Raw genomic sequence first — 18,924 nt, 5'->3', positions numbered from 1 at the left:
CGATCCCTGTCGGCCGGGGACTCCCCCGGCGGCGGGACACGCGCCGACTCCGCCGCCGTGAGGGCGGCGGGCACCGACGGGCCCGACGACGACCCGGCGGCCCGGAACACGTCCGTGGGCCGGCTCGCGGCCACCGTCGAACGGCTGCGCCGCGAGGTGCGGGCGGCCCAGGCGGAGGCCGAGGGACGGGCCCTGATCGAACTCGCCAAGGGCATCCTGGTCGAGCGGCTGCAGTGCGGTCCGGCGCAGGCCGCACGGCAGCTGGCCGAGCTGACCGAGCAGGCCAACGTGACACCGCTGGAGTTCGCGGTCGAGGTCATCAACCAGGCCGCCCGGGACCGGATGTCCGAGGTGACCGACGCCTTCCTGGCGGCCGCCGAGGGCGAGGGCGATCCGGCGGACGAGTCCGTGGCCGTACGGCTGCGGGCGGCCGAGAGCGGCGCGCTGGCGGCCAACGACGCCCAGGCCGTGGCCGACTCCCTGCTGGAGCAGGCGCTGCGGCCGCTCGGCGCGGTGGCCGTGGCCGTCTGGTCGGCGGGCTCCGACGGCTCCCTCACGCTGGCGGGCAGCGCCGGCTTCTCGCCGGCCGAGGCGGAGCGCTGGCGCTATGTGCCGCCGGACGTGGCGACGGTGGCGCGCCGCTGCCTGAGCGAGCGCACCGGGCAGTGGCACACCTCGCTGTCGGCGACCGGCCTGCCCAGCATCGGCCGGCAACGCAATCCGGACGGCGGTCGCGCCGCCCTGCCCGCCGGCACCGGCGGACGCATACACGGTGTCCTGGAGATCGTCTGGGCGGGGCCGCTGGAGCGGCAGCCGCCGCAGGTGGTCCGGCAGGTGGAGGCCCTGGCCGAACTGTGCGCGCACACCCTGGAGACGTCCACGCTGCGCGACGAGTCCGCGCCGGAGTCCCGCATCCTGCCGGACGCGGCGGAGCTGATGGACCTGGCGGACGGGCTGCACGACCCGGCCCTGGTGCTGGTGCCGCACGTCGACGAATTCGGCAACCTCGTCGACTTCCGCATCCAGCACGTCAACAACCGCTTCCTCGACCCGGCGGGCCGGCCCCGGGCGGTCGTCAACGGCGCGCTGCTGTTGGAGACCTACCCGATGGCCGCCGGGGAGAGTGAGCTGTTCCAGCAGGTCGAGCGGGTGTACGCCACCGGGGAGCCGTTCCGGGCCCGGCGGATGAACCTCACCGCGCTGGTCGACCAGGTGGCGCTGTCGGCGGTCGCGGACATCAGCATCAGCCGGCACGGTTCGAGCGTGCTGCTGCTGTGGCGCATCGAGGACGAGACGGCGCGGCTCGCCAGCCTGCTGCAGCACGCCCAGCGCCTGGGGCGGATCGGCGGTTTCGAGGAGAACCTGCTGACCAGCGAGATCACCTGGAACGATCAGCTCTTCGACCTGTACGGCCGCTCGCCGTCCAGCACCCCGGTGCCGCTGGAGGAGCTGCCCGCGCACGCCCATCCGGACGACGCCGTCGCCATCCGCCGGTTCCTGCGCACCCTGCTGCACCATCGTCGGCCGGCCTCCGCGGCGTTCCGGCTCCAGCGGCCCGACGGGGTCACCCGGCACATCCGGGTCGTCGCCGAGCCGGTCCTGGACACCGACGACCGGCTGTTCGTGATCCGGGGCGCCTACCAGGACATCTCCTCCCAGCACTGGACCGAGGTGGCCCTGGCCGCCACCCGGGACCAACTCGCGCACAGCGAACAGCAGTCGGCCGAGCGCGACCGGCTCACGCTCCAGTTGCAGCACGCGATCATGCCGCCGACGCAGGCGCCGTTGCGGGTGCCCAGTCTCCAGGTGGCCGTCCGTTACCGGCCGGCGGAGACCGAGCAGCTCGTGGGCGGCGACTGGTACGACGCCGTCGTCCTGCCGACCCGGTCCGTGCTGCTGTGCGTCGGTGACGTGGCGGGCCACGGCATAGAGGCCGCGACCAGCATGGTGGTGCTCCGCAACGCGCTGCGCGGGCTGGCGGTGACCGGCGCCGGGCCGGGGCAGCTCCTGTCGTGGCTGAACATCGTGGCCCACCATCTGACGGGCGCGGTCACCGCCACGGCGGCCTGCGGTCTGTACGACCCCGACCGGCGCACCCTGCGCTGGGCCCGGGCCGGTCATCTCCCGCCGGTCCTGGTGCGGGGCTCGGAGGCGTCGGCGCTGCCGCTGGTCAAGGGAATGCTGCTGGGTGCCGTGCCCGACGCGGTGTACGAGGAGGACGAGGTCCAACTGGCCCCCGAGGACACCCTGCTGATGTACACCGACGGACTGATCGAGCGCCGTGACCGCTCCGTCGAGGAGTCGCTGACGCATCTGCTGGCCACCGCGCGCAGCGCCCCGAAGTCTCTGGACCACCAGTTGGACCGACTGCTCACCTACAGCAAGTCGGACACGGACGACGACACGTGCATCGTGGGCATCCGCGTCACGTAGGTCCGCTCCCGGGCTCCGGCCCGGCCGCTCGGGCACGGTCTCACGGGGCCGGGCCCGGGGCCGGTGCGGCGTTCGGACCGCCAGGGCCCGGCGCCTGCGGGTCAGCAGGCCCGCAGGTACTCGTCCCAGCGCGCCTGCGGCCACAGGTCGCCGGCGAGCTGGAGCAGTCTGCGGGAGTGGGGGGCGAGGCCGGCCACCCGCAGCCGCCCGCCGTTGCGTTCCACCGACCGCCGCATGCTGCCGATGAGGTGCAGGACCGCGCTGTCCGCGAAGACGACGGGTCCGAGGTCGAGGGTGAGGTCGCGGACGGTGGCCGGCAGTGCGTCGGCGGCGGACTGGAGGTCCGGCCGGGTCTGGTCGTCGATGTCGGTGTGGACCGTCATCGTCGCGGCGGTGCCGTCCGGGCACAGCAGGACGTGAACACCCATCGTTGTGGCCCCCTCTCTGTGGGGCTCGGTGGCCCGGTTCCGGGCCGGTCGCGCTCCCCCACCGTGTCACACGGGTGCCGCCGGGTCGAACGTCCCGGACTCGGCCGGGCCGTGCATGCCGTGCCGATTCGGGGGTAAACGCGGGTCCGTGGTGAAAGACACCGCCCGGCACCTGGAAGGAGGGGACGAGATGAGACCGCTGTCCGCGGCGCGCCGCGAGGTCGCGGGGGTGGGGCCTCCCGCCGCCCGCCGGTGGTGGGAACCGTCGAGAGCTTGATCACGGATCACCGCCGGAACCCGTGTGCATCGAAGTCGCCCGCAGGGGTGACCAGCCCTGGCCGTCAGCATTTGTGGAGGTACTCGTGTCCATTGCCCAGAACCCACTGTCCGTCGAGGTCACCCTGCCGCGGGAGGACGTGGCCCAGGTCACGGTCGAGGGCTACCTGGACGTCGACACGGCGACGGAGTTCCAGCACCACCTCGCCAACCAGCTCCACCACGGCCGGCGGCACTTCCTGCTCGACCTGTCCGGTGTCCCCTTCATGGACTCGTCCGGCATGAACATCATCCTGCGGGTCTACCAGGAGGCGCGGGGCCTGCCGGGCAGCGTGCACATCATCGCGCCCACGCCCGCCGTACGCCGGATACTCGACCTCACCGGTGTCAGCATCACGGTCCCGGTGTCGGACAGCGTCGAGGACGCGCTCGCCCTGGTCGACCGTATGCCGGCGACGCCCGAAGGGCAGGAAGTCTGACCGGGCGGGCCGGCGGTGGAGGACCACGCGGCGGACGGCCCCACGCACGGGGGCCCCGCCGCGCCCCGGTACGTGCCGGGCGTCACGCGGTCCGGGCGTCGTACGTGTCGTCGTCGTGGATCTGTGCGGCGGCCGCGGCGCAGAACGCCTCCAGACCGCGCAGCAGCGCCGAGCGCTGTGTGGCCGGCATCTGCTCCAGCACCGACTGGAGCGCGGTCTCGCGCCGGGAGCGCAGGCCCACCAGGAAGCTCTCGCCGCGGCGGCTCAGGTGCAGCTGGAGTTCCCGGCGGCTGAGGGCGGCCCTGCGCTCCACGAAGCCCACGGCCTGGAGGCGGTCGCACAGGCGGCTCGTCGAGGGCGGCGTGGAGCCCAGCGCGTCGGCGAGCGTGCGCAGGTTGATGCCCCCGTTGTGCTCCAGGATGAACAGGACGCGCAGCTGGGAGGGCGAGACCGGCGCCGTCGAGGCCCGGCCCCACAGCACCTCCAGCAGCTCGGCCGCGTGTGACGTGACACGCGCCACCTCGGGAGGTCGGGGGCGTGGAGTGGAGGACGTCACGGGGACACTCTCGCAGGCTTGCCGGGAGCTGTCAGTTCGCCGGGAACGACGACGCGGCAGCCGCACCACCGGACCACACGGAAGGATGTGACGGAGATCACCGAGAGACTCGTCGCCGCGGAGCGCGCCCTGCGTTCCGCGGCCCCGGACCAGCTGTCCCAGGCGGTCCGGGACGTGTTGTGCAGTCAGTACGCGGCGAAGGCCGTGGAGTTCCGCCTGGCCGACTACGCGCTCACCGTGCTGCAGCCCGTGGACGGCGCCGGAGACGTGCCCGCGCGGCCGCTGCCCGTGCACGCGAGCGCGGCCGGCCGGGCGTTCGGCGCGCAGGAGCCGTTCGTCGAGGAACTCGACGGCGGCCGGGTGTGCGTCCATCTGCCGGTCACCGTGCGCGGTGACCGGCTCGGCGTGCTGTCCGTGACGTTCCCCACCGCCGGGTCGGCCGAGGCGGAGCTCGTGGAACTCGCCGAGGTGGCACAGGTGCTGGGCCACGAGGTGGTGGTCGCCGAACGCGACACCGACCTGTACCAGCGGGCCCGGCGCGCCGACCGGCTCACGCTGGCGGCCGAGATGCAGTGGCAGCTGCTCCGGGCCCGCTCCTCCGCCCGGCCCGAGTACGCCGTGGGCGCCCAGCTGGAGCCGGCCTACGCGATCTTCGGTGACAGCTTCGACTGGTCCGCCTCCGGCGACCGTCTGACGCTGTACCTGGCCAACGGCATGGGTGAGGACGTCGAGGCGTCGCTGCTGGCGAACCTCGGTGTCAACGCCCTGCGCAACGCGCGCCGGGCCGACATCCCCCTCGTGGACCAGGCGGCGCTCGCCGACCAGGCGATCCACACCCGCTACGGCGGCGAGGCGTATCTCTCCGCTCTGCTGGTGGACGTCGAACTGCCCACCGGGCGCATGCAGGTGGTCGACGCGGGCTCCCCGAAGATGCTGCGCCTGCGCGACCGTACGGTGGCGACCGTCGACTTCGACGCGCAGGTGCCGCTGGGCATGTTCGAGGAGACCGACTACGTCGCCCAGGACTTCGCTCTGGAGCCCGGCGACCGGCTCGTCCTCGTGAGTGACGGCGTCTGCGCGGCGGCCTCGCCGGAGGGCGGTGACCAGCCCGGCGAGCGTGCGCTGGCCCGGGCGGTCACCTCGACCAGCCTGCTGCCGGCGGCGGAGGCACCCGCGGCCGTCCTGCGCGAGCTGGGCGGCACCCGCGGGGGCCTGGAGCCCGACGACGACGCGCTCGTGGTCTGTCTCGACTGGTTCGGGAAGCAGCCCGCGGGCTCGTCCGGCGTCCCCTAGTCCGGGTCCGGAACGACCTGGCCCCGGGTCGAACGGCGGTTGTCGGACCGACCGCCCGTGACGGCCTCCTACCCGACCGTGGCAGATCCCACGGACGGTGCCGGACGAGGTCGGGCCACGGTTAGAGTTGTCGTCCGGCAAGGGTTTCATCGCCGTCTCGTTGCTGAAGCGGGCTCGGTGCTACGCAACGCGAATGAGGAGTGGGGCAGTTGCCGGAGCGCGAAGTGGCAGGCCAGCAAGGGGCGCCGACGCAGGAGGTCGGCGCGTTCCTGCGCCGCCGCCGTGAGCAGATCGCCCAGCGGTGGGCCGACGAGCCGCTGTTCCGCTCGGTGTTCACCGTCTCGCGCGACGAGGCCGTGGACGCCGGCAGGGTCGTCGTCGACGCGCTGGCCCAGGTCGCCGACGAGGGCCGGGTGCAGGACCCCGACGCCGGCGGATTCACCGTCGTCCGCGACCAGTTGACGCGGATGGGCGCGGCCCGCTCGCGGGCCGGCTTCACCACCGCCCAGGTCTCCAACGACGTGGACACCCTGCGCCCGCCGGCACTGGACCTGCTCGTCGCCGAACTGCCCGACGCCCCGGCCGAGCTGGTGAGGGAGTGCGTGACGGCTCTCACCGTGCTGCTCGGCACCCTGCGCCTGGTCGTCCTGGACACCGCGCTGAGTGAGGGGCACGCCCTCATCGAGCGGCAGCAGCTCCAGCTGCTCGAAGTGGCGACGCCGGTCATCAGGCTCTGGGACGGCATCGTGGCCGTCCCGCTGATCGGCACCCTGGACAGCGCGCGCAGCCAGGTCGTGATGGAGACACTCCTCGAAGCCGTCGTCGACCAGCACGCCCGCTTCGCCATCCTCGACATCACCGGTGTGCCGACGGTCGACTCGCTGGTGGCCCAGCACCTGATGAAGACCGTCGCGGCCGCCCGGCTGATGGGCGCGGAGTGCGTCGTCTCCGGCATCCGCCCGGCGATCGCGCAGACCATCGTCCATCTCGGCCTGGACCTGGGCACGGTGGTGACCCGGGCGAGCCTGGCGGACGCCCTGGCGTACGCGCTGCACCAGCTGGGCGCGAACATCGTCAGCGCGGCGCCCGGCGGTGCGGGACCACGGTGAACGACCACTCCACGCTCCCCACCGCGGGACCGGTGCCGGTTCTCAGGCTCGGTGACATCCTCCTGGTCACCCTCCAGGGGGACCTGTACGACAACACCGCGCAGCGGCTCCAGCAGGACCTGAGCGAGACCATCGCGAGCAGCCGGGTCAGCGGCGTGGTCATCGACATCTCGGGCATCGAGATGGTCGACTCCTTCCTGGGGCGGGTCCTCGCCGAGATCGCCGCGCAGTCCTCGCTGCTGGCCGCGCGGACCGTGGTGGCCGGGATGCGGCCGGCGGTCGCCATCACCCTGGTGGAGCTGGGCCTGACGCTGCCCGGCCTGCGGACCGCGCTCAACGCCGAGGCGGCCATGGAGCTCCTCACCCGGCCCGCCCCGTCGTCCCGCTCCGGCGGCCACCGCCAGGAGAGTCCGTGACGCACACCTCCGCGGGCGTCGATGCCCGCCTGCCGATCCGTTCGGACACGGATCTGGTCTGGGTGCGCCAGCACGTGCGGCAGGCTGCCGCCCAGCTCGGCTTCGGCCTGGTGGAACAGACGAAGCTGGTGACCGCGGCCAGCGAACTGGCCCGCAACACCCTGGTGCACGGCGGCGGCGGTCTGATGCAGGCGGCACGGGTGGACGACGGGCGCGCGCACGGCCTGCGCCTGGCCTTCACCGACCGGGGACCGGGCATCGTCGACGTGGACCGGGCCCTCAGCGACGGCTACACCTCGGGCGGCGGCCTCGGCCTCGGCCTGGGCGGAGCACGGCGTCTCGTGCACGAGTTCACGATCGACAGCACCCCCGGATCGGGTACGACCGTCACGGTGACCTCCTGGACGGCCGCGCCACCGGCCCCCCGGGAGGAGCGCTGATGCCCCGCGTGTGGGACGTCCCCGTCCACGACTCGACCCGGGTGCGCGACGCCAGGGTGGCCGCGGAGGCCGCCGCCGGCCTCGCCGGGCTCGGCGAGGCGCGCGTCACGGCGGCCGGCCTGGTGGCGGCCGAGCTGGCCACCAACCTGCTCCAGCACGCCGGCGGCGGCCATCTCCTCGTCGAGGTCGTGACCCCGCCGGAGCCCGCGGACGGCCGGGGCGCGGGCTCGTGCGTGCAGATCGCCGCGGTCGACCACGGCCGGGGCATGGCCGACGTGGCCACCGCGCTGCGCGACGGTTTCTCCACGGCGCGCTCGCTCGGCGCGGGCCTGGGCACCTGCCGACGGGTCGCCGACGACTTCGAGCTGCACAGCGCCCCCGGCCGCGGGACGGTGGCCCTGGCCCGGGTCGGCGAGACGGGCCGGCGCGGCGCCCCCGCCCCGGCCGCCGCGGTACGGGCCGGCGGGATCAACATCCCGTTCGCCGGGGCCGAGTACTCGGGTGACGCCTGGGCCTGCGTGCGGTCGCAGGACCGGGTGACGCTGATGCTCGCCGACGGGCTGGGGCACGGACCCGAGGCGGCCCGCGCGTCGACGGCCGCGGTGGAGGCGCTGCGCCGCTCGGCCCACCTCCCGCCCGGCGAGGCCCTGCGGGACCTGGACCGGGCGCTGCGCGGCACCCGGGGCGCGGCGGTCGCGCTGGCCCAGGTCGAGCTGGACGCGGGGGTCCTGCGGTTCGCCGGTGTCGGCAACATCGGGGCCCGGCTGCACGAGGACGGCACCTGGCGTGCCCTGTTGTCGCAGCCCGGGATAGTGGGCGTGCACCGCCCCACGACCCTGCGCGAGGAACAGGGCCGGTGGGCCGGGGACCGGCTGCTGATCCTGCACAGCGACGGCCTCCCCAGCCGCTGGATCCCGCCGTCCGACCCCTGTCTGCTGTCCGCCGACCCGGCCGTGCTCGCCGCCGTGACGGTCCGCGACACCAGCAGTCCGGCCGGGCCCGTGCGCGACGACACCGCCGTGGCCGTCCTGGCCCCGACCCCGCCGGACCGCCCATGACCCGCACCTGGCAGATCACCAGCGTCACCGAGGCGGCCCGGGCGCGCATCGCCACCGCCCGCCTGGCCGCCGCGTACGGCGTGCCCGCCCTGGAACGCACCCGCCTGGCCACCGCGCTCAGCGCGCACCTGCGGCAGTGCCTCACCAAGGGCGGCACCTGGCTGCTCACGCTGGAGACCACCGCGTCACCCGAGGGGGAGGCGCTGCTGACCGCCGTGGTGAGCCCCGCGGCCGGCACCGGCACCGGCTCCGTACCCCCGTGGCGGACGACCGTCGGCTGCCCCGAGGCGCCGTCCACCGCGCCCGGCGACACGGTGGCGGCCGACCCGGACGTCCTGGCGGAGGCCCTGCTCGGCGCCGACGAGGACACCGCCGAGGTGCTGGCGCGACTGACCGTGCAGGAGGAGCTGGTCGCCTTCCACCGCGAGGAGCTGCACCAGACGAACCAGGGCGTGCTGGCCCTGCACGCCGACCTGGACGCGGCCGGGCGGGCCCAGCGGGAGGCGTTCGCCGCCGAGCACGCGGCCCGCAAGGAGGCGGAGAGCGCCCGCAGGCGGCTGACGTTCCTGGCGGACGCGAGCGCCGCGCTGACCAGCTCCCTCAACCACGACGAGATCGTGCGCCTGCTCCCGGAGCTGCTGGTTCCCGAGTACGCCCGCAGCGTCGACGTGTGGCTGTTCGACGGGGACGACGAGCGCCGCGCCTCCCCCCACCCGGCGGCCGCCGTACGGGCGGCCCGCACCGGGCGTCCGCAGTACGCGGCCGACCACCCCGGCGGCCTGCCCGGCGTGGACGACCACCCTCCGTCGGCGCCGGACCCCGGCCCACCCCTGCTGTACGTGCCGCTGCCGACCCGGCGCACCCCGCTGGGGGTGCTGACGCTGTCACCGCCCGGTGGCAGCTGGGACCCGGACGACGCCGTCATGCTGATCGAACTGACCCGGCGGGCCAGTATCGCCATCGACAACGCGCGGCGTTTCGAGCACAACCGCGACATCGCCGAGACGCTGCAGCGCGCCCTCCTCACGGACCTGCCCACCACGCCGGGCCTGCGTCTGGCCGCCCGTTATCTGCCGGCCACCCACGGGCTGAACATCGGCGGCGACTGGTACGACGCGTTCCGTCAGCCCGACGGCAGCCTGATCACCGTCATCGGCGACGTCACCGGGCACGGGCTGCACGCGGCTGTGATGATGAGCCAACTGCGCACCGCGCTGCGCGCGTACGCGGTCGACGGCGGCAGCCCCGGCCGGCTGCTCACCCGGCTGCACGTGTTCCTGCACCATCTGCAGCCCGATCTGTACGCCACCGCCGTCATCGCCCGTTTCCACCCCGAGGACCCCACGCTGACCTGGGCGGCGGCCGGTCATCCCCCGCCGGTGCTGCGCACCCCGGACGGTCAGGTGCACACGCTGGACGCCAAGCCCGGCGCGATGCTCGGCATCCCGCTCCAGCAGGAGATCACCGACCACACCGTGCGCCTGGCGCCGGGTTCGACGCTGGCGCTGTACACGGACGGGCTGGTCGAGCGGCGCGCGCAGGGCATAGACCCGGGTATCCGGCGGCTGGCCGGGGCGCTCGGCTCGTTCCGCTCGGCGGAACTGGACGAGGACCTCGACGGCTCGGCCGACCGGCTCCTGCACCCGCTGCTGAGCGATTCCGAGCGCGACGACGACGTGTGCCTGCTGCTGTGCCACATCCACTCCGGGGCGACGAAGCCGGCGCCCGCCCCGACCGGGGCCGCCTCCTTCTGACGCGGCGCGCACGCACCCGGACCCCGGGCGCGGGTCCTCAGCGCGGGAGGTGGGCGACGACCCCGAACATCGTCACGGACATGTGCAGCGCCCCCCGTTCCGCCGCCGCGGCCAGATCGTCGTAGGCGCGGTCCCGCTGCGCCTCGGTCAGCAGGCCGCGGCGCACGGCCGACTCCCCCAGCATGCGCACCAGGGGCCAGGCCACCGAGCGGTGGTCCTGGAGCAGGGCCTGCGCGCCCCGGTCGTCGACCACCAGCCCGGCCGCGCTCAGCTGGCCGACGAGCCGCCGCCCGGAGTGGGGGTTGGCCGCCCCGGTGAGCGTTCCGGAGAACAGCGCGGCCACGACCTCCGGCTCACCCGGATACAGGATCGCGGTGGCCCAGTCGGTGTCGAGGAGCGCCACCCGGCCACCGGGACGCAGGACGCGTCGTATCTCCGCCACCGCCCGGTCCGGCTCCGACAGGTGCTGCAACACCCGTTCGCACCACACCACGTCCACCGACGCGTCGTCGGCGGGCAGCGCGTAGGCGTCGCCGTCGGTGAAGCGGGCCGCACTGTCGGCCCGGGCGGCGCGTTCCTCGGCGACGGCGCGCAGGCCCGGGTTGGGCTCGACGCCGAGCGCCGTGCCCCGCGGGCCGGCCGCGTCCGCCAGCGCCCGGGTCTCCGAGCCGGTCCCGCAGCCGATGTCCAGTGTCCGGTCACCCGGGCGGACGGTCAGCGCGTCGTGCGCCCACGCGCGGAGCCGCCGTACGCCCACGTTGGCTTCCTGGGCGTCCAGGGCGGCCACCAACTGCGGTACCCGGTCGGCGGCGATGTTCTGCTTACGGAATCCCGAAGCGGGCTCTGTCTCCCCCATGCCGAGCACTCTAGAGCGCGGCAGCCGGGACGCGATCGGAGGTGCCCCGGTGCGTTTCGGCCGCCGGACGGGCATGGTGGTGGTCGACGGGTTCGTCTGCCTGCCGCACGCCACCGGCGGGACGGCCGGCGGCGCGGTGGGATCGACGAGGTGCGAAGCGGCGATCCACGGGCAGGCGAATGTCGTTCGAGGCAGACCGCCTGGAGCCGCAGAAAGGGATGAACACCGTGACACGACCCAGGATCCTGGTGGTTGGCGCAGGCTTCGCCGGAGTGGACTGCGTCCGACGTCTGGAACGCAAACTCTCCCCCGGCGAGGCCGACGTCACGCTGGTGACGCCGTTCGCCTACCAGCTCTACCTTCCGCTGCTGCCCCAGGTGGCCTCCGGCGTGCTGACGCCGCAGTCGATCGCCGTCTCGCTGCGCCGCAGCAAGAAGTACCGCACCCGCATCATTCCCGGCGGCGCCGTCGGTGTGGACCTGAAGGCGAAGGTCTGCGTCATCCGCACCATCACCGACGAGATCGTCAACGAGCCCTACGACTACATCGTGCTGGCCCCCGGCAGCATCACCCGCACCTTCGACATCCCGGGGCTCACCGACCACGCGTTCGGTATGAAGACGCTCGCCGAGGCCGCCTACATCCGCGACCACGTCATCTCGCAGCTCGACCTCGCCGACGCCAGCCAGAACGAGGCGGAGCGGGCCGCGCGCCTGCAGTTCGTGGTGGTCGGCGGCGGCTACGCGGGCACCGAGACGGCCGCGTGCCTCCAGCGCCTCACGCACGCCGCGGTGAAGCGCTACCCGAGGCTCGACCCGAGTCTGATCAAGTGGCATCTCATCGACGTCGCCCCGAAGCTGATGCCCGAACTGGGCGACAAGCTCGGCCGCAGCGCGCAGGAGGTCCTGCGCAGGCGCGGCATCGAGATCTCGCTCGGCGTCTCCATCGCGAAGGCCGGCCCCGAGGAGGTGACCTTCACCGACGGGCGGGTGGTGCCGACGCACACCCTGATCTGGACCGCCGGCGTCGTCGCGAGCCCGCTCATCGCCACGCTCGGCGCCGAGACCGTCAAGGGGCGCCTCGCGGTCTCCGCCGAGATGAACCTGCCCGGCCACGACGGCGTGTTCGCGCTCGGTGACGCGGCCGCGGTGCCCGACAAGGCCAAGAACCAGGAGGGCGCGGTCTGCCCGCCCACCGCGCAGCACGCCATGCGCCAGGGCCGGCACGTCGCCGACAACGTCATCGCGGCGCTGCGCGGCCGCCCGCTGGAGCCGTACGTCCACAAGGACCTGGGCCTGGTCGTCGACCTGGGCGGCAAGGACGCCGTGTCCAAGCCGCTCGGCATCGAACTGCGCGGTCTGCCCGCCCAGGCCGTGGCCCGCGGCTACCACTGGTCGGCGCTGCGCACCAACGTCGCCAAGACCCGGGTCCTGACGAACTGGATGCTCAACGCGGTCGCCGGGGACGATTTCGTCCGGACCGGTTTCCAGGCCCGCAAGCCCGCCAAACTCCGGGACTTCGAGTACACCGACTCGTATCTGACGCCGGACCAGGTGCGGGCCCGCGTCGAGGAGAGCCGCTCGCCGCAGCCCTGAGGCCCCGGCCGAGCACGAGGGCGGGTGATCACGCCGAACCACCCCGTGCCATGCTGGACAGGGATCATGACGTGAAGCGGGAGTGAGTACGGCGGCGTGAAGGAAGCGGGACGATCGGTCTGGGCACGGATGCGCGACGCCCTCGCGGCGTCCGATCCGGGCTTCCTGCGGCTGACCGCGGGACTGCGGACCGTGACCGCCATCGCCCTCACGCTGGCCGTGCTCTCCCTGCTGCGGGCCGACGTCTCCCACCTCGTGGCGGGGGCCATCGCGGCGATGGTCGCCACCTTCGCCATCCGGGAGAAGCAGCGCGCCCGGCAGGCCGTGACCCTGGCGCTCGGCCTGCCGGTGGCGTTCGCCTCGGTGACGCTGGCCGCGCTGCTCAACTCCCGTGTCCTCGCCGGTGACCTGTTCTTCGTCGCCCTCATCTTCTGCGCGGTGTACGCCCGCAGGTTCGGCGAGCGGGGCACGGCCCTCGGCCTGATCGGCTTTCAGATCTACTTCATGGCGCTGTTCGTGGGCGCCGGGGTGTCGGGACTGCCCCGGCTGTACGGCGCGATCGGCGTCGCCTTCCTGAGCAGCGCGCTCACCCGGTTCGTGCTCGTACGGGAGACACCCACGGGCATCCTGGACCGGCTGCGCGAGGCCTTCCGCGCCCGGCTGGCCCAACTGGTGTCCGCGCAGCTCGATCTCCTCGACGCCGGCCCGGACGACGTGGACGACGCCCTCAAGGACGTCCGCAACGGCACCGCCCGGCTGCACGAGACGGCCATGCTGATCCAGGGCCGGCTGGAGGAGGGGACCGCCGACGAGGCCACGGCACGGCTCGTGCAGCGGCGCATCGCGGACGCGGAGATCGCCGCCGAGCGGCTGGGCCTGCTGCTGCTGAGCGCGCGCAGCGCCCGGGGGGCCGACACCCTCACCCTGCACCTGCCGGGCGCGCCCGCCCCCTCGGGGAACCGGCTGCCCGTGCGGGACGAGGCGACGGAGACGCTGCGCCGGGATCTCGGGGCACTGCGCCTGCTGGTGCTGCGGCCGGTGGGCCAGGACGCGGGAACCGCGCTGTCCCATGTGCGCAACCGGCTCCTGGGCTACCGCGACGCGGAGAACCTGCCGCCCGCCCCGGGCGCCGTCCAGGACGTCTTCCGCGGGATCGGCGAGCTGGCCCGCGCGGTCCTCGGACTGCGCCTCGCCCTGGACGGGCCGCAGGACGAGTCGGACGACACCCCCGCGACCGCCCGGTCACGCGAGGAGCTCGACGCCGAGGACGCGGCCATCGACGCCGGTGAGGAGAGCACGCCGGACGAGGAGGAGGCCGGTCTGGACCGGCCCACCACGCGCGCCGCCGTCCAGGTCGCGGTCGGCTCCGCGCTGGCCATGGTCGGCGGTGAGTTCCTTTCCAGCCAGCGCTGGTACTGGGCGGTGCTGACCTGCTGGATCGTGTTCATCAACACGGCGTCGACGGGCGAGATCCTGGTCAAGGGCTACCGTCGGCTGCTGGGCACCGTGTTCGGCGTGGTGGCCGGCATCGTGCTGGCGGGACTGGTCGGGCAGCACACGTGGACGGCGTTCGCGCTGGTGCTGCTGCTGGTCTTCGCGATGTTCTACTCGGCGCCGCTGTCGTACACGCTGATGTCGTTCTTCGTCACGGCGGCCCTCGGGCTGCTCTACACCCTGCTGCACACCTACAGCCTGTCGGTGCTCGTGCTGCGGGTGGAGGAGACGGCGCTGGGCGCGGCCTGCGGGATCGTGGCGGCCGCGTTCGTGCTGCCGGTGCACACCGACCGCCGTACCAACGATCTCCTCGTGACCGTCCTCGACCGGCTCGCCGACGTCACCGAGGGGGCCGTGGACCAGCTCAGCGGCGGCCCCGCGGTCGACCTGCTCGAAAAGGCGCGGGACCTCGACCAGTCGCTGGCCGACCTGCGTGCCGCCATCCAGCCGCTCACGCATCCGGTCACTCCGCTGCGGGCCCGGCGCACCAACGCCCGCTATGTGGTGGCTCTGCTGGAGACCTGCGCGTACCACGCGCGGGCGCTGGCCGCGACGGCCGAGCTGCTGCCGAGCAAGCCCTCGATCGCGGCGGACCCCCGGCTGCGTCCGGCCGGACAGCGCATCCTGCACAACATCAGGGCGATCGCGGCGCGGGTGGCCGACGACCAGGCGGACGCCCGGATCGAGACCGGGCCGAACATCGCCTCGCTCCTGGAACCGGACGGCCGGGGCACGACCGGGCACGGGCGGATCACCCACCGGGTGCTGCGCCATCTGCAGCGCCTCGACGAGTCGGCGGCCGGTCTGGCCCGGCCGCTGGACGTGCCGGTGGCGCCGCCACCGCGGGGATGAGCGCGGTGCCCGCCGCGCTCAGAGGTCGGTGGGCAGGTCGCTCACCTCGGCGATGCCCCGCAGTTCCTCGTTCGTGCGGTGGCGTTCGCGGATGTAGTCGGCTATCTCGCCGAGGCGCTCCGGATCGGAGGCGGTCGCCGCGTCGGTGACCACCCTGATCGGGCCGGTCTCGTCGATGTCGAGCTCGATCACCTCGTTGTCCAGCCGCCCCGTCACCGCGGTGGCGATGACGAGAGCGGCCTCGTCGCGGACCTCCTGGGGCAGCCCGTCGCCGTCCTCCTCCCCCAGGGCGAAGTCCAGCGCGGGCAGCTGGTGCTCGTCGATCGCCCGCAGGACCGGTTCGACGACCGTGAGCAGAAGCCGGTAGTCGTCGGTGTCCATGCGCAGACGCAGAAGGTCGAGATACAGGTCCACGGGCCGGCCGTCGGACGGAAGCTCGAATTCGTTCATCCGCTCCGGGTTCCCCGCCTACGGCCGGTTCAGACCCGGCGCCAGCGTGCCATGGCGAAAGAGAACAGACCGAACAGCACCAGACCGGCCGCGACACACACCAGCAGCCACGGTCCCAGCGGGGTGCCGGCGAAGGACCGGAGCGTGTCGTCCATGCCCTTGGCCTTGTCGGGTTCGTAGTCGATCGCGGCGCGCACCGCGAAGACGCCGGCCGCGGCGAACACCGCTCCGCGGGCCACGCCGCCGCCCACCCCGGTCACGTCGACCAGCCGCCGCGTCCGCGGGCTCATCTCACCGAGCTTGAGCTTGTCGTGGTACTTGCGGCGCACCGCCTGGACGCCGATCCAGATGCCGGCCACGACGACGCCGACGCCCGCGGCGCCCACCAGCCACTGTCCGGCGGGCATCTCCATGGCCCTCGCGGTCACGTCCCGGGACTGCTCGTCACTGGAACCACCGCCGCCCTTGCTGGGGCTGGCCGCGAAGGACAGCACCGAGTAGGCGACGAAGGCGTAGAAGACGCACCGGACGCCGGCCAGCAGCCGCTTCTGCGGCTTGCGGCCCTCGGGTCCGTCGGCGCCGAAGAAGACCTGCGACAGGCGCCACAGGGCCATGCCGGCGAGTCCGATGCCGAGGGCCCACAGCAGGACGGCGCCGAAGGGCTTGTCCGATATCTCGGCGAGGGCACCACTGCGGTCCGCCTCGTGCTTGCCCACCCCGAAGCCGATCTGCAGGGCGAGCACTCCGACCAACAGGTAGATCACGCCCCGCGCGGTGAATCCCGCCCGTGCCGCGCCCTCCGTGACCGAACCGTTCGCCGCTCTCTGAGCCCGGCCCCGGCCGGTCCGCGCCCTGGTTTGCGTGTTCATGTCTGCCTCCCGGAGAGCTGATGCCCCGGGTTCGGGGACACACACACGGCACGTCGGGGCCCGCTCCCGCCGCCGGCCGGCGCGCGCGCCGGCGCAGGGCAGCGGTGTGCCCGCGGGCGGGCGATCGGTCCTGCGTGATCGCCTGCCCGCGGGCACACCGCTGCTCACCGCGCTCGGTCGCCCCGGTGCGGGGCCGGCCGTGAGCCGCTCAGTCGGCCAGCGGCGCGGTCTCCCGGGCGGGGACGGTGGGCGCCTCGATCAGATCGCGGGCCGCCTCCAGGGCCTGGCCGACCTCTCGCGTGCCGGTCGACACGCACAGCGTGTAGGCCAGGTCCCTCGCACGGGTGCTCGGCGCCCGCATGCCGCGCGCTGCCTCATCGGCCCGCAGCGTCTCGTACTCCTCGACCAGCCGGCGCAGGAAGCCGGGGTGGGGCATCAGCATCGGTCCCGCTCCCCCGCCCCTCATGCGACCGGCCGTCCGCCGTCGCGGCGGCCGCCGCGCTGTCCCAGCACCTCGTCCCGGACCCGGGCGCAGCTGCGGGTGATGAGCCGCGAGACGTGCATCTGGGAGATGCCCAGCCGGTCGGCGATGCGGCTCTGGGTCATGTCCTCGAAGAAGCGCATGTAGAGGATGGCCCGCTCGCGCTCCGGCAGCCGGCGCAGCCCCTCCTTGGCGGCCTCGCGGTCGACCACGGTGTCGAAGGAGGCGTCGGAGGCGCCGAGGGTGTCGGCGAGGCTGTAGCCGTCGTCGTCGGCCGACAGCTCGGCGTCCAGCGACAGTGTGCTGAAGCTCTCCAGGGCCTCCATGCCGGCCGCGACCTCTTCTTCGGTGAGGCCGGTGTGGGTGGCGATGTCCGCGACAGAAGGCTCGGGCGTGCCGGGTGTCTGGGTCAGCTCGCGGCGGGCGATCCGGACCTTGTTGCGCAGCTCCTGCACGCGGCGGGGCACCCTGAGCGCCCACATCCGGTCGCGGAAGTGCCGCTTGACCTCGCCGGTGATGGTGGGGACGGCATAGCTTTCGAAGGCGCCCCGCTCCGGTTCGAACCGGTCGATCGCCTTGACCAGGCCGAGGGCCGCGACCTGCTTGAGATCCTCGATGGACTCACCGCGGTCGCGGAAACGGCCGGCGATCCGGTGGGCCATGGGCAGCCAGGCGGTGACGAGTTCGTCGCGGAGCGCGTCCCGCTCCGGCCCGTCCTCGAGTGCGGCCAGACGGGTGAAGAGGGTCATGGTGTCGGGGGCGTCGTCGTGCCGGCGCCGTGTGGGGGGAGCCTGCTCGGCGGGTACGCCGGGATGGCTTGTCGAGATGTCGATGAGCATGCGGATTCGCTCCTGAACGGTGGTTTCAGGGACTGGCCGCGGGAAGATCGCTGCCCGGATCGCCTGAGGGGCCTCCGGGGCAGCGACACTGCTCCCGCTGGGGCGCCTCCGGTCCGAAGCACGAATGTGCGTCTGCCCGTGACCCGCGGGAGCAAACTCCGCTTCGCCACGAAACATGTTCCGGTGCATACGCACGGCGCGCCCCCGCGGGGAGCGGAGCCCGGACGGCGTCAGGACAGGGGCAGGACGGCGGTGATCCGCTTGCCGCCGGTCGGCAGGTCCGTCACCCGCACGTCACGGGCCAGCCGGCACACGATGGGCCAGCCGTGTCCGCCGGCCCGCCGGCGCCCCTGCCGGTCGACCGGCGCGACCGCCACCGGCAGTTGCTCGCTGCCGTCGCTCACGCTGACCCGCAGGCCGGGGCCGACCACGTCGACGTGGAAGTCCGTGACCCCGCCGCCGTGCAGGATCGCGTTGGTGGTGAGTTCCGAGGCGACGAGCAGGGCGTCCGAGAGGGCGTCGGGATCGCAGGGGGTGCGGGTGGCACGACAGCGTTCCGCCGCGGCCTGTTCCACGGCCTTGCGCGCGTCGGCGGGTTTGCAGGGGCCCGGCCACCCGCACCGGGCCACGGCCGAGGAGTCGGTCGCGGATTCGGTCCTGCGCTGATCGCACATTTCTTCAGCTCCCTGATCGGCGGTGGGGGGAAGCGGCCCGGCGGACACGGCGTCCGGGCGGCGGGCGGGCGCGGACACGGCGGCCGGAGCGCCTCGGCAGGTGTCCCGTGCCGGCGGGCCGCGCGGGCCCTCCCTGTGCGGCTCACCTGTCCGGGCATGTTGAAACGTTTCCTCACCCGGGCGGGCGCCGGCCATCGGGAAGGGATATGCGGGTAGGCGGGATCCCATGAGCGAAGTGGTGGACTCGGGCGAACTGTTGCGGCGCATCCAGCGGGCCAGGGCCTGCGCGCGGGAGGAGGAACTGGAGTGGCTGGCGCGAAGCGAATCGCTGCGGCAGGGCGATCCGGCGGAGGCCCGTGACGCGGCCGTGCGAAGTCTGGCCTACGAGGCCGTGGTGCGGGTGCTGGACGAGGTCCTGACCCCGGGCAGGCATGCCGCCGACGGCTAGTACCGGGTCCTTCGTCCGGATCGGGTCGGGGGGGGCGGGGAGGGAAACCGCCCACCTCCCCCGCCCGCGCCCGGCAAAAAAAAAGGGGGGGGCCCCCCCTCCACAAGCAAAACCCGAACACCCA

At 73.7% G+C, this 18,924-nt stretch carries 19 protein-coding genes; 11 read left to right on the top strand and 8 right to left on the bottom strand.

Features of this window, described 5'->3' with window-relative positions; all coding sequences use genetic code 11:
• Positions 1–57 precede the first annotated feature (57 nt).
• Positions 58–2,433 carry a SpoIIE family protein phosphatase gene (locus tag AC07AZ_RS26640; protein ID WP_478852023.1) on the top strand — a complete coding sequence of 792 codons (2,376 nt, stop codon included), beginning with the start codon at positions 58–60 and terminating at the stop codon, positions 2,431–2,433.
• 101 nt (positions 2,434–2,534) lie between these two features.
• Here AC07AZ_RS26640 and AC07AZ_RS26635 read toward each other — a convergent pair whose 3' ends face one another.
• The gene (locus AC07AZ_RS26635; protein ID WP_478851980.1) at positions 2,535–2,861 is read right to left on the bottom strand and encodes an STAS domain-containing protein; all 327 of its coding nucleotides are present in this window, start codon (positions 2,859–2,861) and stop codon (positions 2,535–2,537) included.
• Between the two features lie 362 nt (positions 2,862–3,223).
• Here AC07AZ_RS26635 and AC07AZ_RS26630 point away from each other — a divergent pair, with 362 nt between their 5' ends.
• The gene (locus AC07AZ_RS26630) at positions 3,224–3,616 is read left to right on the top strand and encodes an STAS domain-containing protein (RefSeq protein WP_478851978.1); all 393 of its coding nucleotides are present in this window, start codon (positions 3,224–3,226) and stop codon (positions 3,614–3,616) included.
• Between the two features lie 82 nt (positions 3,617–3,698).
• Here AC07AZ_RS26630 and AC07AZ_RS26625 read toward each other — a convergent pair whose 3' ends face one another.
• On the bottom strand, positions 3,699–4,172 hold the full coding sequence (locus AC07AZ_RS26625; protein ID WP_478851976.1) for a MarR family winged helix-turn-helix transcriptional regulator: 474 nt from the start codon (positions 4,170–4,172) through the stop codon (positions 3,699–3,701).
• An 87-nt stretch (positions 4,173–4,259) separates the two neighbouring features.
• On the opposite strand from AC07AZ_RS26625, the gene AC07AZ_RS26620 reads away from it, so the two are divergent.
• The 6 genes from AC07AZ_RS26620 to AC07AZ_RS26595 all read left to right on the top strand — a co-directional run bounded on the left by AC07AZ_RS26620 (position 4,260) and on the right by AC07AZ_RS26595 (position 10,242).
• Entirely contained in the window at positions 4,260–5,465 is a 1,206-nt protein-coding gene (locus AC07AZ_RS26620; RefSeq protein ID WP_478851973.1) for a PP2C family protein-serine/threonine phosphatase, read from the top strand.
• 209 nt (positions 5,466–5,674) lie between these two features.
• Positions 5,675–6,574 carry an STAS domain-containing protein gene (locus AC07AZ_RS26615; protein WP_478851971.1) on the top strand — a complete coding sequence of 300 codons (900 nt, stop codon included), beginning with the start codon at positions 5,675–5,677 and terminating at the stop codon, positions 6,572–6,574.
• Positions 6,571–6,990, top strand: coding sequence for an STAS domain-containing protein (locus AC07AZ_RS26610; protein ID WP_478851968.1), 420 nt, complete (start codon positions 6,571–6,573; stop codon positions 6,988–6,990). The genes AC07AZ_RS26615 and AC07AZ_RS26610 overlap by 4 nt, the downstream gene beginning before the upstream one ends.
• The gene (locus AC07AZ_RS26605) at positions 6,987–7,430 is read left to right on the top strand and encodes an anti-sigma regulatory factor (protein ID WP_478851966.1); all 444 of its coding nucleotides are present in this window, start codon (positions 6,987–6,989) and stop codon (positions 7,428–7,430) included. Before AC07AZ_RS26610 ends, AC07AZ_RS26605 begins: the two co-directional genes overlap by 4 nt.
• Positions 7,430–8,488: a SpoIIE family protein phosphatase gene (locus AC07AZ_RS26600; protein WP_478851964.1), complete on the top strand. Its 1,059-nt coding sequence runs from the start codon at positions 7,430–7,432 to the stop codon at positions 8,486–8,488. The genes AC07AZ_RS26605 and AC07AZ_RS26600 overlap by 1 nt, the downstream gene beginning before the upstream one ends.
• Positions 8,485–10,242, top strand: coding sequence for a PP2C family protein-serine/threonine phosphatase (locus tag AC07AZ_RS26595; protein WP_478851962.1), 1,758 nt, complete (start codon positions 8,485–8,487; stop codon positions 10,240–10,242). Before AC07AZ_RS26600 ends, AC07AZ_RS26595 begins: the two co-directional genes overlap by 4 nt.
• Positions 10,243–10,279: 37 nt before the next feature.
• Here AC07AZ_RS26595 and AC07AZ_RS26590 read toward each other — a convergent pair whose 3' ends face one another.
• Positions 10,280–11,098: a methyltransferase domain-containing protein gene (locus tag AC07AZ_RS26590; protein ID WP_478851960.1), complete on the bottom strand. Its 819-nt coding sequence runs from the start codon at positions 11,096–11,098 to the stop codon at positions 10,280–10,282.
• A gap of 218 nt (positions 11,099–11,316) precedes the next feature.
• Here AC07AZ_RS26590 and AC07AZ_RS26585 point away from each other — a divergent pair, with 218 nt between their 5' ends.
• Together AC07AZ_RS26585 and AC07AZ_RS26580 are read left to right on the top strand one after the other, a co-directional pair.
• Positions 11,317–12,693, top strand: coding sequence for an NAD(P)/FAD-dependent oxidoreductase (locus AC07AZ_RS26585; RefSeq protein WP_478851958.1), 1,377 nt, complete (start codon positions 11,317–11,319; stop codon positions 12,691–12,693).
• Between the two features lie 129 nt (positions 12,694–12,822).
• Entirely contained in the window at positions 12,823–15,039 is a 2,217-nt protein-coding gene (locus tag AC07AZ_RS26580; protein WP_478851956.1) for an FUSC family protein, read from the top strand.
• A gap of 18 nt (positions 15,040–15,057) precedes the next feature.
• Here the strand turns inward: AC07AZ_RS26580 and AC07AZ_RS26575 are convergent, their stop codons facing one another.
• From AC07AZ_RS26575 to AC07AZ_RS26555, 5 genes are all read right to left on the bottom strand, one after another.
• Positions 15,058–15,489 (bottom strand): hypothetical protein, encoded by a 432-nt coding sequence (locus AC07AZ_RS26575; RefSeq protein WP_478851954.1) that lies wholly within the window; start codon positions 15,487–15,489, stop codon positions 15,058–15,060.
• Positions 15,490–15,518: 29 nt separating this feature from the next.
• The gene (locus AC07AZ_RS26570) at positions 15,519–16,358 is read right to left on the bottom strand and encodes a DUF1206 domain-containing protein (RefSeq protein WP_478851952.1); all 840 of its coding nucleotides are present in this window, start codon (positions 16,356–16,358) and stop codon (positions 15,519–15,521) included.
• Positions 16,359–16,566: 208 nt separating this feature from the next.
• A complete protein-coding gene (locus tag AC07AZ_RS26565) occupies positions 16,567–16,800 on the bottom strand; it encodes a DUF5133 domain-containing protein (RefSeq protein WP_478851950.1) in 234 nt (77 codons plus the stop codon).
• Positions 16,801–16,820: 20 nt separating this feature from the next.
• Positions 16,821–17,678 (bottom strand): SigB/SigF/SigG family RNA polymerase sigma factor, encoded by an 858-nt coding sequence (locus AC07AZ_RS26560; RefSeq protein ID WP_478851948.1) that lies wholly within the window; start codon positions 17,676–17,678, stop codon positions 16,821–16,823.
• A gap of 230 nt (positions 17,679–17,908) precedes the next feature.
• On the bottom strand, positions 17,909–18,352 hold the full coding sequence (locus AC07AZ_RS26555) for an ATP-binding protein (protein WP_478851946.1): 444 nt from the start codon (positions 18,350–18,352) through the stop codon (positions 17,909–17,911).
• A 226-nt stretch (positions 18,353–18,578) separates the two neighbouring features.
• Between AC07AZ_RS26555 and AC07AZ_RS26550 the strand changes: the two genes are divergently transcribed.
• The gene (locus tag AC07AZ_RS26550) at positions 18,579–18,800 is read left to right on the top strand and encodes a hypothetical protein (protein WP_478851944.1); all 222 of its coding nucleotides are present in this window, start codon (positions 18,579–18,581) and stop codon (positions 18,798–18,800) included.
• Positions 18,801–18,924: the final 124 nt, after the last annotated feature.

It is taken from the genome of Streptomyces sp. NPDC043878 (genome assembly GCF_056435735.1).
Note: the sequence above shows the minus strand (reverse complement) of the source record. Positions and strands in the feature narration are given on the sequence as shown.

What these genes read in the sequence shown, in the direction of transcription:
- AC07AZ_RS26635 (WP_478851980.1), bottom strand. Translation starts at nt 2,861, where the DNA reads ATGGGTGTTCACGTCCTGCTGTGCCCGGACGGCACCGCCGCGACGATG.
- AC07AZ_RS26600 (WP_478851964.1), top strand. Translation starts at nt 7,430, where the DNA reads ATGCCCCGCGTGTGGGACGTCCCCGTCCACGACTCGACCCGGGTGCGC.
- AC07AZ_RS26595 (WP_478851962.1), top strand. Translation starts at nt 8,485, where the DNA reads ATGACCCGCACCTGGCAGATCACCAGCGTCACCGAGGCGGCCCGGGCG.
- AC07AZ_RS26590 (WP_478851960.1), bottom strand. Translation starts at nt 11,098, where the DNA reads ATGGGGGAGACAGAGCCCGCTTCGGGATTCCGTAAGCAGAACATCGCC.
- AC07AZ_RS26585 (WP_478851958.1), top strand. Translation starts at nt 11,317, where the DNA reads ATGAACACCGTGACACGACCCAGGATCCTGGTGGTTGGCGCAGGCTTC.
- AC07AZ_RS26580 (WP_478851956.1), top strand. Translation starts at nt 12,823, where the DNA reads ATGCGCGACGCCCTCGCGGCGTCCGATCCGGGCTTCCTGCGGCTGACC.
- AC07AZ_RS26575 (WP_478851954.1), bottom strand. Translation starts at nt 15,489, where the DNA reads ATGAACGAATTCGAGCTTCCGTCCGACGGCCGGCCCGTGGACCTGTAT.
- AC07AZ_RS26570 (WP_478851952.1), bottom strand. Translation starts at nt 16,358, where the DNA reads ATGAACACGCAAACCAGGGCGCGGACCGGCCGGGGCCGGGCTCAGAGA.
- AC07AZ_RS26565 (WP_478851950.1), bottom strand. Translation starts at nt 16,800, where the DNA reads ATGCTGATGCCCCACCCCGGCTTCCTGCGCCGGCTGGTCGAGGAGTAC.
- AC07AZ_RS26560 (WP_478851948.1), bottom strand. Translation starts at nt 17,678, where the DNA reads ATGCTCATCGACATCTCGACAAGCCATCCCGGCGTACCCGCCGAGCAG.
- AC07AZ_RS26555 (WP_478851946.1), bottom strand. Translation starts at nt 18,352, where the DNA reads ATGTGCGATCAGCGCAGGACCGAATCCGCGACCGACTCCTCGGCCGTG.
- AC07AZ_RS26550 (WP_478851944.1), top strand. Translation starts at nt 18,579, where the DNA reads ATGAGCGAAGTGGTGGACTCGGGCGAACTGTTGCGGCGCATCCAGCGG.